Source organism: Streptomyces sp. WAC06614, from assembly GCF_003949795.1.
Lineage (GTDB): Bacteria > Actinomycetota > Actinomycetes > Streptomycetales > Streptomycetaceae > Streptomyces.
The window spans coordinates 15,604-28,496 of record NZ_RPRY01000025.1; the positions used below are offsets into that span (position 1 = coordinate 15,604).

The window sequence follows — 12,893 nt, forward strand, 5'->3', positions numbered from 1 at the left end:
GTGGTCAGGCGGGCAGGTGGTTGATGGGGTGGGAGTCGGTCGCCCACAGGTACTGCACGGCGTACGCCCGCCAGGGCCGCCAGGCCGCCGCGCGGGCGGTCAGCGCCGCCGGGGTGGCGGGCAGGCCCAGGCCCTGGGCGGCCCGCCGGACGCCGAGGTCCGAGGGGAGGAAGGCGTCGGGGTCGCCGAGGGCCCGCATCGCGATCACCTCGACGGTCCACGGACCGAAGCCGGGCAGCGACGCCAGCCGGGCCCGGGACTCCTGCCAGTCGCTGTCGATGCCCAGCGGCAGCGAGCCGTCGGCCAGGGCCCCGACCAAGGTGGTCAGCGTGGCGCGCCGGGTCCGCGGCAGGGCGAGCGCCTCCGGGTCGAGCCCGGCCAGCGCCTCGGGGGAGGGGAACAGGTGGGTCAGCCCGCCGTCCGGGTCCACGACCGGCTCCCCGTGGCTGCGCACGAGCCGGGCCGCGTGCGTCCGGGCCGCGGCCGTGGAGACCTGCTGCCCGAGCACCGCCCGGACGGCGAACTCGGCGGCGTCGACCGTCCGCGGCACCCGCCGCCCGGGCGCCTTGTCCACGACGGGCGCGAGCAGCGGGTCGCGGCGCAGCTGCTCGTCCACGGCCTCGGGGTCGGCGTCCAGGTCCAGCATCCAGCGGCAGCGGCTGATCGCGAGGGTCAGGTCCCGCAGGTCGGTCAGGGCGAGCTGGCAGCCGATGTGGTCGGGCCGGGGGGTCAGGGCGACCACGCCGGTGCCGTAGGGCAGCCGCAGGGTGCGCCGGTAGGCGCCGGCCCGCCACTCCTCGACCCCGGGGACCGCCGTCGCGGCGAGGTGCCCGAAGAGGTTGTCCGGGTTCAGCGGGGCGCGGAACGGCAGCCGCAGGGACAGCACCCCCGGCAGCCGGGGCTCGCCGGCCCGTCGGCCGCACCGGCTGCGGGTGCGCAGCTCGCTGGGGGAGAGGGCGAAGACCTCGCGGACGGTGTCGTTGAAGGCGCGGATGGAGGCGAACCCGGCGGCGAAGGCCACGTCGGCCATCGGCAGGTCCGAGGTCTCGATCAGCAGCCGTGCGGTCTGGGCGCGCTGGGCCCGGGCCAGGGCGAGGGGGCCGGCGCCCAGCTCGGCGTTGAGCTGCCGTTCCACCTGCCGGGTGGAGTAGCCCAGGCGCGCGGCGAGGCCGGGGACGCCCTCGCGGTCGACCACGCCGTCCCGGATCAGCCGCATGGCGCGGGCCACGGCGTCCGCCCGGGCGTTCCACTCGGGGGAGCCGGGGCTGGTGTCGGGGCGGCACCGCTTGCAGGCCCGGTAGCCGGCCTGCTGGCAGGCGGCGGCACTGGGCAGGAAGACCATGTTCTCGACCTTGGGCGGTACGGCCGGGCAGCTCGGACGGCAGTAGATCCCCGTGGTCCGCACGGCCGTGAAGAACCAGCCGTCGAACCGTGCGTCCTTCGACTGCACGGCCCGTACGCAACGCTCGGTGTCGGTGTGCATGGCTCCAGCATCCGGGGTGGTGACCGTCCAGGCTGGCGGTTTTCCGACATCAAGATTACGCCGGACACGCCCGAGGGCCCCGGTCGCCTGGTGGCGGCCGGGGCCCTCGTACGGGTGTGCGGCGGGGCTAGTGGACCTGGCTGGCCCGGGCCTCGCGGCGGTTGTGGCGGATGGTGTTGACCCGCCGGGTGGTGGCGAACAGCGGGATGGTCGCCGCGAGCACGATCTGCAGGGCGCAGCCGGTCTGGAGCAGCAGCTGACCGCCCGGGGCGTCGAAGGCCCAGGCCGCCAGCAGACCCATCGCACTGACGATCCAGCTCAGCATGGCCACCGCGAGGACGCCCCGCGGCTTGGGGTACTCGACCCGGCTCACCATCAGCCAGGCCACGCCCACGATCGCCAGCAGCGTCGGGACGAACGGCAGCTCCAGCAGCACGATGGAGACGACCGTGAGCGCGCCGAAGGGGCTCGGCATGCCCTGGAACATGCCGTCCTTCATGGTCACGCAGCTGAATCTCGCGAGGCGCAGGACCACCGCGAGCAGCACCACGATGGCCGCGAGCGCGGACATCCGCTGGTGCGCGTCGTCGGCGACCATGCCGTAGACGAGCACGAAGTACGCGGGCGCCAGACCGAAGCTGATCAGGTCCGACAGGTTGTCCAGTTCCGCACCCATCGGGGAGCTGCGCAGCTTGCGCGCCACCAGCCCGTCGCAGAGGTCGAAGACCGCGGCGAGGAGCATCAGTATGACGGCGGTCGCGGCGCTGTGACGCGCCATGCCCGATTCGTCACTGCCGGTGAGGTGCGGGATGAGGATGCCGGTGGTGGTGAAGTACACCGCCATGAATCCGCACGTCGCGTTGCCGAGGGTGAGGGTGTCCGCTATCGACAGCCGCAGCGAGAGGGGCATCTCCTCGCCGTCGGTCTCCTCCTCCGCGGACCGGGGAACCCAGTCGGTGCGTGATTCGGGATCAGTCACGGTCAATTCGAGTCACCCCCGCAGTGGTGGCCTGTCCGACCTCGACCGCGACCTCGACGCCCTCCGGGAGGTAGATGTCGACGCGCGAACCGAAGCGGATCAGGCCGATGCGCTCGCCCTGCTCGACCTTCGTGCCGGCCGGCACGTAAGGGACGATGCGGCGGGCGACCGCGCCGGCGATCTGCACCATCTCGATGTCGCCGAGCTCGGTGTCGAAGTGCCAGACAACGCGCTCGTTGTTCTCGCTCTCCTTGTTGAACGCCGGCACGAAGCCGCCGGGGATGTGCTCCACGGACGTCACCGTGCCCGCGAGGGGCGCGCGGTTGACGTGGACGTTCAGCGGGCTCATGAAGATCGCGACCCGGGTCCGGCCGTCCTTCCACGGCATGATGCTCTGCACCACACCGTCGGCGGGGGAGATGACCCGGCCCTGAGCGATCTCGCGCTCGGGGTCGCGGAAGAACCACAGCATGCCCGCCGCCAGGGCGGTGGTGGGCACGGCCGCCGCGGCCCAGCGTCCGGACTTACGGGCCCGGGCGAGGCTGAGCGCCGCGGTGGCGACCGTCGGCAGGAGCCACGGCGATGCTCCGCGCGCGAGGCGTACGCCGAGGAGGCTGTCGCGAGGTGCAGAGGTTTGGCTGTGGGGCATGGATGACCTTCGTAGCGGGTGATTGCCGCGCCGCAAACAGGGGGACGGGACGGCGGCTTTACTGGAATGCTATCGGTTGCGCGCAACAACTGGGCAAGCCAGAAGCCGAGTCGGTGGCCGGAACCTGGTGACTGGATGTGATTCTTTCGCCACGGAATTTTGGTCATTCCGTGGCGAAAGGGACTTTCAGCCCTGGATCCGGTACTCCTCGAGCAGCCGTCGCCCAATGATCATTTTCTGGATCTCGGCGGTACCTTCACCGATCAGCAGCATCGGCGCCTCGCGGTAGAGCCGCTCGATCTCGTACTCCTTCGAGAATCCGTACCCACCGTGGATGCGGAAGGCGTCCTCCACGACCTCCTTGCAGTATTCGGAGGCGAGGTACTTCGCCATCCCTGCTTCGAGGTCGTTTCGTTCCCCGGAGTCCTTTTTGCGTGCTGCGTTGACCATCATGGCATGGGCGGCCTCGACCTTGGTAGCCATCTCGGCCAGCTTGAACTGGATGGCCTGGTGCTGGGCGATCGGCTTACCGAAAGTGTGACGTTGCTGGGCGTACGAGACACCCAGTTCGAACGCACGCTGCGCGACGCCGCAGCCACGGGCCGCCACGTTGACGCGGCCGACCTCGACCCCGTCCATCATTTGGTAAAACCCTCGGCCGGTGACCCCGCCGAGCACACGATTGGCCGGAATGCGCAGTCCGTCCATGATCAGCTCGGTGGTGTCGACCCCCTTGTAGCCCATCTTGTCGATCTTGCCCGGGATCGTCAGGCCGGGACGGACCTCGCCGAAGCCCGGCTCCTTCTCCACGAGGAAGGTCGTCATCGACCTGTGGGGGGCGGTGCCCTCGGGGTGTCCTTCGTCACTGCGGACCAGCACGGCCACCAGCGTGGACGAGCCGCCGTTGGTCAGCCACATCTTCTGGCCGTTCAGGACGTACTCGTCGCCGTCCTTGACCGCCTTCGACGTGATCGCCGACACGTCCGAGCCGAGCGCCGGCTCCGACATCGAGAAGGCGCCGCGGACCTCGCCCAGCGCCATCCGGGGCAGGAAGTGGTCCTTCTGCTCCTGCGTGCCGTGCTGCTTGAGCATGTACGCCACGATGAAGTGGGTGTTGATGATGCCCGAGACGGACATCCAGCCGCGGGCTATCTCCTCCACGCACAGGGCGTAGGTGAGCAGCGACTCACCGAGACCGCCGTACTCCTCCGGGATCATCAGACCGAACAGGCCGAGCTCCTTGAGCCCGTCCACGATCTGCTGCGGGTACTCGTCCCGGTGCTCCAGCTCGGTCGCGACCGGAATGATCTCCTTGTCCACGAACTCGCGGACGGTCTTGAGGATCTCCTGCTGGACGTCGGTCAGCCCGGCGGTCTGGGCGAGTCGTGCCATGGCTACTTCCCCTGTTCCTTCAGCTGCGGGCGCCCGGGCTGCTCGCCGCCGCGCTCCTTGATGTACGTCTCGGTCGGGACCATCACCTTGCGCCGGAAGACGCAGACGAGGGTGCCGTCCTGCTTGTAGCCCTTGGTCTCGACGTGGACGATGCCGCGGTCGTTCTTCGACTTCGACGGGGTCTTGTCCAGGACCGTGGTCTCGCCGTAGATCGTGTCGCCGTGGAAGGTCGGCGCCACGTGCCGCAGCGACTCGATCTCCAGGTTGGCGATGGCCTTGCCGGAGACGTCCGGCACGGACATGCCGAGCAGCAGGGAGTAGATGTAGTTGCCCACCACCACGTTCTTGCCGAAGTCCGTGGTGTTCTCGGCGTAGTTCGCGTCCATGTGGAGCGGGTGGTGGTTCATGGTCAGGAGGCAGAAGAGGTGGTCGTCGTACTCCGTGACCGTCTTCCCGGGCCAGTGCTTGTAGACCGCACCGACCTCGAACTCCTCGTACGTGCGTCCGAACTGCATGCTGCTCAGGCCTCCGGGATCTCGAACTTCGACGTGCGCTGCATGCCCGCGGCCCGGCCCTTGCCGGAGATGACCAGGGCCATCTTGCGGCTGGCCTCGTCGATCATCTCGTCGCCGAGCATCGCGGAGCCCTTCTTGCCGCCCGCCTCGGAGGTGTAGTAGTCGTACGCGTCCAGGATCAGCTCGGCGTGGTCGTAGTCCGCCTGGGAGGGGGAGAAGACCTCGTTGGCCGCCTCGACCTGGCCCGGGTGCAGCACCCACTTGCCGTCGAAGCCGAGGGCGGCGGCGCGGCCGGCGACCTCGCGGTAGCCGTCCACGTTCTTGATCTGGAGGTAGGGGCCGTCGATCGCCTGGAGGTTGTTGGCGCGGGCGGCCATCAGGATGCTCATCAGGATGTAGTGGTAGGCGTCCGCCGGGTAGCCGGGCGGCTGCTCGCCCACCACCAGCGACTTCATGTTGATCGACGCCATGAAGTCGGCCGGGCCGAAGATGATCGTCTCCAGTCGCGGCGAGGCCTGGGCGATCGCGTTGACGTTGTTCAGGCCCTGGGCGTTCTCGATCTGGGCCTCGATGCCGATCTTGCCGACCTCGAAGCCCATGGTCTTCTCGATCTGCGTCAGCAGCAGGTCCAGCGCGACGATCTGCTGGGCGTCCTGGACCTTCGGCAGCATGATGCAGTCCAGGTTCTGGCCCGCGCCCTCGACGACCGTGACGACGTCCCGGTACGTCCAGTGGGTGGTCCAGTCGTTGACGCGCACGACCCGGGTCTTGCCGGTCCAGTCGCCCTCGTTGAGGAACTTGACGATGGTGTGCCGGGCCTCGGGCTTGGCCAGCGGGGCGCAGGCGTCCTCCAGGTCCAGGAAGACCTGGTCGGCGGGCAGCCCCTGGGCCTTCTCCAGGAACCGCGGGTTGGAACCCGGGACCGCCAGGCAGGAGCGGCGCGGGCGCAGCCGGTTCACCGGGGACAGTGCCGAAGGGGCAGCGGCGAAGCCGCTTCCGCCAAGGGCGGCGGTGGGCGACGGGTGGGCGGTCATGCGGGGACCTCCAGAGGGTCGAGCTTGTTCGCTTTCCGGATCTCGTCGACGATACGGCCGATGATCTCCGTGATACCGAAGTCCTTCGGGGTGAAGACGGCAGCCACTCCGGCGGCCTTGAGTTCCTCGGCGTCGGCATGCGGAATGATGCCGCCCACGATGACGGGCACCTCGCCCGCCCCCGCGGTGCGCAGACGTTCCAGCACGTCCGGGACGAGCGCACTGTGCGAACCGGACAGGATGGACAGTCCCACGCAGTGCACGTCCTCGGCCAGGGCCGCCGAGGAGATCTGCTCCGGGGTCAGCCGGATGCCCTGGTAGACCACCTCGAAGCCGGCGTCACGGGCCCGTACGGCGATCTGCTCGGCGCCGTTGGAGTGCCCGTCCAGGCCGGGCTTGCCCACCAGCAGCCGCAGCCGGCCGGTGCCGAGCTCCTCGGCGGTCCGGGTGACCTTCTCCCGGACCTCGGCCAGCGGGGTGCCGGGCTCGGCGGTGACCGCGACGGGGGCCGAGGAGACCCCGGTCGGGGCGCGGAACTCGCCGAAGACCTCGCGCAGGGCGTCGGCCCACTCGCCGGTGGTGACACCGGCGCGGGCGCACTCCAGCGTGGCCTCCATCAGGTTCTCGGTCCCGGCCGCGGCCTCCTTCAGCCGGTCCAGGGCCTGGCCGACGGTCGGGAAGACGAACGGGTCGCCGTTGCCCTGCCGGTCGGAGGACTCCTGGCGCTCGGCGCGCCAGCGCCGGATCCGCTCGACCGTGAGGTCCTCCACGGCCGCGTCCACCGTCATGATCGCGGTGTCCAGGTCGGCGGTGAGCGGGTTCTCCTCGGTCTGCTGGAAGCAGTTCACCCCGACGATCTTGTCCTCTCCGGCCTCGATCCGGGCCCGCCGCTCCGCGTGCGAGGCGACGAGCTGGGACTTGAGGTAGCCGGATTCGACGGCGGCCATCGCGCCGCCCATCTCCTGGATCCGCTCGATCTCGGTCAGGCAGTCCGCCACCAGGGCGTCCACCTTGGCCTCGATCACGTGCGAGCCGGCGAAGATGTCGTCGTACTCCAGCAGGTCGCTCTCGTGGGCGAGGACCTGCTGGATGCGCAGCGACCACTGCTGGTCCCAGGGCCGGGGCAGGCCCAGCGCCTCGTTCCAGGCGGGCAGCTGCACGGCGCGGGCGCGGGCGTCCTTGGAGAGGGTGACGGCGAGCATCTCCAGCACGATGCGCTGGACGTTGTTCTCCGGCTGGGCCTCGGTCAGACCGAGGGAGTTGACCTGGACCCCGTAGCGGAAGCGGCGCTGCTTGGGGTCCTCGATGCCGTAGCGCTCCCGGGTGACCTGGTCCCAGATGCGGCCGAAGGCGCGCATCTTGCACATCTCCTCGATGAAGCGGACGCCCGCGTTCACGAAGAAGGAGATCCGGGCGACCACCTCGCCGAACCGTTCCTGCGGGACCTGCCCGGAGTCGCGGACCGAGTCCAGCACGGCGATGGCCGTCGACATCGCGTACGAGATCTCCTGGACCGGGGTCGCCCCCGCCTCCTGGAGGTGGTACGAGCAGATGTTGATCGGGTTCCACTTCGGGATGTGGTTGACCGTGTACGCGATCATGTCGGTCGTCAGGCGCAGGCTCGGGCCCGGCGGGAAGACGTGCGTCCCGCGGGAGAGGTACTCCTTGACGATGTCGTTCTGGGTGGTGCCCTGGAGCTTGGAGATGTCCGCGCCCTGCTCCTCGGCGGCCACCTGGTAGAGCGCCAGCAGCCACATGGCGGTGGCGTTGATCGTCATCGAGGTGTTCATCTGTTCCAGGGGGATGTCCTGGAACAGCCGTCGCATGTCGCCCAGGTGGGAGACCGGGACCCCGACCCGGCCCACCTCGCCGCGGGCGAGGATGTGGTCGGGGTCGTAGCCGGTCTGCGTCGGCAGGTCGAAGGCGACCGACAGGCCGGTCTGGCCCTTGGCGAGGTTGCGGCGGTACAGCTCGTTGGACGCCTCGGCCGTGGAGTGGCCGGCGTACGTCCGCATGAGCCACGGACGGTCCTTCTGGCGCTCTGTCATCTCAGGCGGTCCTTATGGCCTTTGGATGGAGTCAGACGTTGCGGAAGCGGTTGATGGCGTCGAGGTGCTGGGCGCGCATCTCGTGGTCGCGCACGCCCAGGCCCTCCTCCGGGGCGAGGGCGAGGACGCCGACCTTGCCCTGGTGGAGGTTGCGGTGGACGTCGTAGGCGGCCTGGCCGGTCTCCTCCAGGGAGTAGACCTTGGAGAGGGTGGGGTGGATCTTGCCCTTGGCGATGAGGCGGTTGGCCTCCCAGGCCTCGCGGTAGTTGGCGAAGTGGGAGCCGATGATGCGCTTCAGCGACATCCACAGGTAGCGGTTGTCGTACTCGTGCAGGTAGCCGGAGGTGGAGGCGCAGGTGGTGATGGTGCCGCCCTTGCGGGTGACGTAGACGGAGGCGCCGAAGGTCTCGCGGCCGGGGTGCTCGAAGACGATGTCGATGTCCTCGCCGCCGGTCAGCTCGCGGATCTTGGAGCCGAAGCGCTTCCACTCGCGCGGGTCCTGGGTGCGCTCGTCCTTCCAGAACTTGTAGCCCTCGGCGTTGCGGTCGATGACCGACTCGGCACCCATGGCGCGGCAGATCTCCGCCTTCTCGGGGGAGGAGACCACACAGATGGGGTGGGCGCCGCCGGCCAGGGCGAACTGGGTGGCGTAGGAGCCGAGGCCGCCGCTGGCGCCCCAGATCAGGACGTTGTCGCCCTGCTTCATGCCGGCGCCGTTGCGGGAGACGAGCTGGCGGTAGGCGGTGGAGTTGACCAGGCCCGGGGCGGCGGCCTCCTCCCAGCTGAGGTGGCCGGGCTTGGGCATGAGCTGGTTGGACTTGACCAGAGCGATCTCGGCGAGGCCGCCGAAGTTGGTCTCGAAGCCCCAGATGCGCTGCTCGGGGTCGAGCATGGTGTCGTTGTGGCCGTCGGAGGACTCCAGCTCGACCGAGAGGCAGTGCGCGACGACCTCGTCACCGGGCTTCCAGGCGTTCACGCCCGGCCCGGTGCGCAGGACCACGCCCGCGAGGTCGGAGCCGATGATGTGGTACGGCAGGTCGTGGCGCTTGGTCAGCTCCGAGACGCGGCCGTAGCGCTCCAGGAAGCCGAAGGTCGACAGCGGCTCGAAGATCGAGGTCCACACGGAGTTGTAGTTGACCGAGGAGGCCATCACGGCGACCAGGGCCTCGCCCGGGCCCAGTTCGGGCAGCGGGACCTGGTCCAGGTGCAGGGACTTGCGGGGGTCCTTGTCGCGGGTGGCGAGCCCGGCGAACATCTCCGTCTCGTCCTTGTGCACCGTGATGGCGCGGTAGGACTCGGGCAGCGGCAGGGCCGCGAAGTCTTCGGTCGTGGCGGCCTGCGACTGGATCGCGTCGAGGATGTGCTTCACGGTGATGCCTCCGGCGAGCGCTGAATGAGGGTGCGCTGAGGTGAAGTGCTGAGCTGGGTGGTGGGTGCCTGGTGCCGTCGGTCCGGCGGTGCGTGGCGCTTGGTGCTGTGGCGACGCCTGTGGTGGGGCGTGAGGGGTGCCTGTGACGCAGGCGTCCGGGGCGCGTTCCCTGTCTGTGCCGACGGGACCGCGGGGACATCCGGACGACTTCAACGTATGGCACCCCGTGTCACTCGGCAAGGCACTGCGTGCCAAAAATTTCTCTCATTTGCCGATTGACCTGCGCAGATGAGCGATGATCGATCAGAGTTACTCGTGAGTAGGGGCAACTCGGGCAAACGCGAGCGGCCGCCCCCCACCAGGGGAGCGGCCACTGTGACGCGCGTGACGCGGGGCGACCCGCGGGGCGCTACTTCTTGCGCAGTGCTTCCTCGATCGTCCGCATGACCTCGTCCAGCGGAGCGTCGGTCCGGGCGACGGCCACCAGCACCTCGCCCTCGGTCCGCGCCTGCGCCACCGGGGCGGGCGCGTCGCCCCCCGCGGTCCGGCCGGCCCCGATCCCGGTGCCGAAGGTCTTGCGTACGATCGCGAAGGCGTGGTCGAGCTGGGTCTCCACGTCGCCCTGGCCACCCGCCCGCAGCCAGCGCCGCAGCACGTGGTTGTGGGCCGTGACCACCGCCGAGGCGGCCACCTCGGCCAGCAGCGGGTCGTCGTTGCCGTCGTGGTGGTCGTGCTCGTCGAAGTGGGCCAGCAGATAGCGGGTGAACAGCCGCTCGTAGCGGGCCACCGAGGCGATCTCCCGCTCCCGCAGGGTCGGCACCTCACGGGTCAACCGGTAGCGCTCCACGGACACCGCCGGGGAGGCGGCGTACATCTTCATGACCTCCTTGATCCCGCGGCACACGGTGTCGAGCGGGTGCTCGTGCGCCGGGGCCGCGTCCAGCACGGCCTCGGCCCGGGTCAGGGTGTCGTCGTGGTCGGGGAAGATCGCCTCTTCCTTGGAGCGGAAGTGGCGGAAGAAGGTCCGGCGCGCCACCCCGGCGGCCGCGGCGATCTCGTCGACCGTCGTCGCCTCGTACCCCTTGGTCGCGAACAGCTCCATGGCCGCCGAGGCGAGCTCCCGGCGCATCTTGAGCCGCTGGGCGGCGGCCCGCGAGCCGGCGGCGCTCTCCGGGACGTCGGAGGCGGCCGTGGCGGCGCGGGACTGGGTCTTGGCGGACTGGGACATAGTGCGAACGTACTGCATGGACGCGCGGGCGCGCGCCCGAGGGCCCGCAGGGTCCGAAGGGTGGGACGGATGCGGGGGAGGGCCCGCACTGGGCTCGGGAGGGTATGTCCGCCGTGAGGGTCCGGCGGACCCGAGCAGCCCTCCCCACGCATCCGGCTCGGGGGCCCGCGCGTCAGCGGCGGGCGTACTCACGGAATCCGCGGCCGGTCTTCCGGCCCAGGCAGCCCGCCGCGACCAGGTGCTCCAGCAGCGGGGAGGGGGCCAGGCCCGGGTCGCGGAACTCCTTGTGGAGCACCTTCTCGATGGCCAGCGAGACGTCCAGGCCGACCACGTCCAGCAGCTCGAACGGGCCCATCGGGTAGCCGCCGCCCAGCTTCATCGCGGCGTCGATGTCGTCCAGCGAGGCGTAGTGCTGCTCGACCATCTTGATCGCGTTGTTGAGGTACGGGAACAGCAGCGCGTTCACGATGAAGCCGGCCCGGTCCCCGCAGTCCACCGGGTGCTTGCGGATCCGGGTGCAGACCTCGCGGACCGTGGCGTGGACGTCGTCGGCCGTCAGGACCGTGCGGACCACCTCGACCAGCTTCATGGCCGGCGCCGGGTTGAAGAAGTGCATGCCGATCACGTCCTGCGGGCGCGAGGTCGCCCTGGCGCACGCGACGACCGGCAGCGAGCTGGTCGTGGTGGCCAGCACCGCGCCCGGCTTGCAGACCTTGTCCAGGGTCTGGAAGAGCTCCTGCTTGACCGCCAGGTCCTCGGCGACCGCCTCCACCGCCAGGTCCACCTCGGCGAACGCCTCCAGCGAGCCGGCCGGGGTGATCCGGGCCAGGGTCTGCGCAGCGGCCTCCTCGGTCAGCCGGCCCTTGGCCACGGCCCGGTGCAGCGAGGTCGCGATCGCGGCCTTCGCCGCGTCGGCCTTCTCCTGGCTGCGGGCGGCCAGCACCACGTCGAACCCGGCCTGCGCGAAGACCTGCGCGATCCCGCTCGCCATGGTCCCCGAGCCGGCCACGCCGACCGAGGAGACCGGCCGGCCCTCGGCGAGCCGGGCGTCGTCCAGCGGGGTCTGCGCGTCCCGCACCACCACCGCGCTGCCGGGGGCCTCGTACGTGTAGAAGCCGCGCCCCGCCTTGCGGCCGGTCAGCCCGGCCTCCGCGAGGTGGCCGAGGACCGGCGCCGGGGCGTGCAGCCGGTCGCCGGAGGAGGCGTACATGGCCTCCAGGACGGTCCGGGCGGTGTCCACGCCGATCAGGTCCAGCAGGGCCAGCGGGCCCATGGGCAGGCCGCAGCCGAGCCTCATGGCCGCGTCGATGTCCTCGCGGGAGGCGTACTTCGACTCGTACATGGCCGCGGCCTGGTTCAGGTAGCCGAACAGCAGCCCGTCGGCCACGAACCCGGGCCGGTCGCCGACCGCGACCGGCTCCTTGCCGAGGTCGCGGGCCAGCGCGGTGACCGCCTCGACGGCCGGCGGCGCGGTCAGCACGGAGGAGACCACCTCGACCAGCTTCATGGCCGGGGCCGGGTTGAAGAAGTGCAGGCCGAGCACCCGCTCGGGGTGCTGCGACTCGGCGGCCAGCCGGGTCACGGACAGTGCGTTGGTCCCGGTGGCCAGGATGGTCCCCGGGCGGACGATGGCGTCGAGGGCGGTGAAGACCTGGCTCTTGAGCGCGTAGTCCTCCGGCACCACCTCGATCACCAGGTCGGCGTGGACGGCGGCCTGGAGGTCGGTGAACGTGCGCAGGCGGGCCAGCACGTCCGCGCGCTCCTGCTCGGTCAGCCGCCCCTTGGCGACGGCGCGGGCGGTGGAGGCCTCCAGCGCGGTGACACAGGCGCGGGCGGCGGTCTCGCTGGTGTCGATGCCGATGACCTCGCGGCCGGCCCGGGTGAGGACCTCGGCTATGCCGGTGCCCATCGTGCCGAGGCCGACGACGGCGATGGTCTGGAGGGCGGTGTGGGTGGACTGACGGTCCATCGCGGGACTCCGGTGGAATGAGGGTGACGACTGAAAGAGGGCCGCGCGCGGGGCGCGGGGGGCCGGGAACGGCACGGGCGTGCACGGCGGCGTGCGGCGGACCCGGGGCGGCGTACGCCGCCGTGCACGCCACGGGCGTACGGGAAACGGCGTACGGAGAGGTCGTGCGGAGTACGGGAGGTACGGGCATGCGGTGCGCCGCGTACGCGCGGGGTTGCGGCGCGCAC

10 protein-coding genes are annotated in these 12,893 nt (G+C 70.6%); all 10 read right to left on the minus strand.

Annotation, left to right across the window (positions count from 1 at the left end; all coding sequences use genetic code 11):
- Positions 1 to 4: 4 nt before the first annotated feature.
- The 10 genes from EF918_RS05655 to EF918_RS05700 all read right to left on the minus strand — a co-directional run bounded on the left by EF918_RS05655 (position 5) and on the right by EF918_RS05700 (position 12,666).
- A complete protein-coding gene (locus EF918_RS05655) occupies positions 5 to 1,483 on the minus strand; it encodes an AlkA N-terminal domain-containing protein (RefSeq protein WP_125641735.1) in 1,479 nt (492 codons plus the stop codon).
- A 127-nt stretch (positions 1,484 to 1,610) separates the two neighbouring features.
- Positions 1,611 to 2,393, minus strand: a complete 783-nt coding sequence (pssA, locus tag EF918_RS05660; protein WP_185921603.1) for a CDP-diacylglycerol--serine O-phosphatidyltransferase — start codon at positions 2,391 to 2,393, stop codon at positions 1,611 to 1,613.
- Between the two features lie 61 nt (positions 2,394 to 2,454).
- Positions 2,455 to 3,111 carry a phosphatidylserine decarboxylase gene (locus EF918_RS05665; protein WP_125641741.1) on the minus strand — a complete coding sequence of 219 codons (657 nt, stop codon included), beginning with the start codon at positions 3,109 to 3,111 and terminating at the stop codon, positions 2,455 to 2,457.
- Between the two features lie 186 nt (positions 3,112 to 3,297).
- Positions 3,298 to 4,503, minus strand: coding sequence for an acyl-CoA dehydrogenase family protein (locus EF918_RS05670; protein WP_125641744.1), 1,206 nt, complete (start codon positions 4,501 to 4,503; stop codon positions 3,298 to 3,300).
- A 2-nt stretch (positions 4,504 to 4,505) separates the two neighbouring features.
- Positions 4,506 to 5,018 carry a MaoC family dehydratase gene (locus EF918_RS05675; protein ID WP_125641747.1) on the minus strand — a complete coding sequence of 171 codons (513 nt, stop codon included), beginning with the start codon at positions 5,016 to 5,018 and terminating at the stop codon, positions 4,506 to 4,508.
- 5 nt (positions 5,019 to 5,023) lie between these two features.
- The gene (locus EF918_RS05680) at positions 5,024 to 5,986 is read right to left on the minus strand and encodes a CoA ester lyase (RefSeq protein ID WP_125641799.1); all 963 of its coding nucleotides are present in this window, start codon (positions 5,984 to 5,986) and stop codon (positions 5,024 to 5,026) included.
- Positions 5,987 to 6,048: 62 nt separating this feature from the next.
- The gene (locus EF918_RS05685) at positions 6,049 to 8,100 is read right to left on the minus strand and encodes a protein meaA (RefSeq protein WP_125641750.1); all 2,052 of its coding nucleotides are present in this window, start codon (positions 8,098 to 8,100) and stop codon (positions 6,049 to 6,051) included.
- Between the two features lie 31 nt (positions 8,101 to 8,131).
- On the minus strand, positions 8,132 to 9,469 hold the full coding sequence (gene ccrA / locus EF918_RS05690; protein ID WP_125641753.1) for a crotonyl-CoA carboxylase/reductase: 1,338 nt from the start codon (positions 9,467 to 9,469) through the stop codon (positions 8,132 to 8,134).
- Positions 9,470 to 9,878: 409 nt separating this feature from the next.
- Complete coding sequence (locus EF918_RS05695) at positions 9,879 to 10,697, minus strand: TetR family transcriptional regulator (protein ID WP_260609842.1); 819 nt, start codon at positions 10,695 to 10,697, stop codon at positions 9,879 to 9,881.
- A 172-nt stretch (positions 10,698 to 10,869) separates the two neighbouring features.
- The gene (locus EF918_RS05700) at positions 10,870 to 12,666 is read right to left on the minus strand and encodes a 3-hydroxyacyl-CoA dehydrogenase family protein (RefSeq protein WP_125641759.1); all 1,797 of its coding nucleotides are present in this window, start codon (positions 12,664 to 12,666) and stop codon (positions 10,870 to 10,872) included.
- Positions 12,667 to 12,893 lie beyond the last annotated feature (227 nt).

Coding starts and splice junctions, on each gene's coding strand:
- EF918_RS05655 (WP_125641735.1), bottom strand. CDS start 1,483: ATGCACACCGACACCGAGCGTTGCGTACGGGCCGTGCAGTCGAAGGAC.
- pssA (WP_185921603.1), bottom strand. CDS start 2,393: ATGCCCCTCTCGCTGCGGCTGTCGATAGCGGACACCCTCACCCTCGGC.
- EF918_RS05665 (WP_125641741.1), bottom strand. CDS start 3,111: ATGCCCCACAGCCAAACCTCTGCACCTCGCGACAGCCTCCTCGGCGTA.
- EF918_RS05670 (WP_125641744.1), bottom strand. CDS start 4,503: ATGGCACGACTCGCCCAGACCGCCGGGCTGACCGACGTCCAGCAGGAG.
- EF918_RS05675 (WP_125641747.1), bottom strand. CDS start 5,018: ATGCAGTTCGGACGCACGTACGAGGAGTTCGAGGTCGGTGCGGTCTAC.
- EF918_RS05685 (WP_125641750.1), bottom strand. CDS start 8,100: ATGACAGAGCGCCAGAAGGACCGTCCGTGGCTCATGCGGACGTACGCC.
- EF918_RS05695 (WP_260609842.1), bottom strand. CDS start 10,697: ATGTCCCAGTCCGCCAAGACCCAGTCCCGCGCCGCCACGGCCGCCTCC.
- EF918_RS05700 (WP_125641759.1), bottom strand. CDS start 12,666: ATGGACCGTCAGTCCACCCACACCGCCCTCCAGACCATCGCCGTCGTC.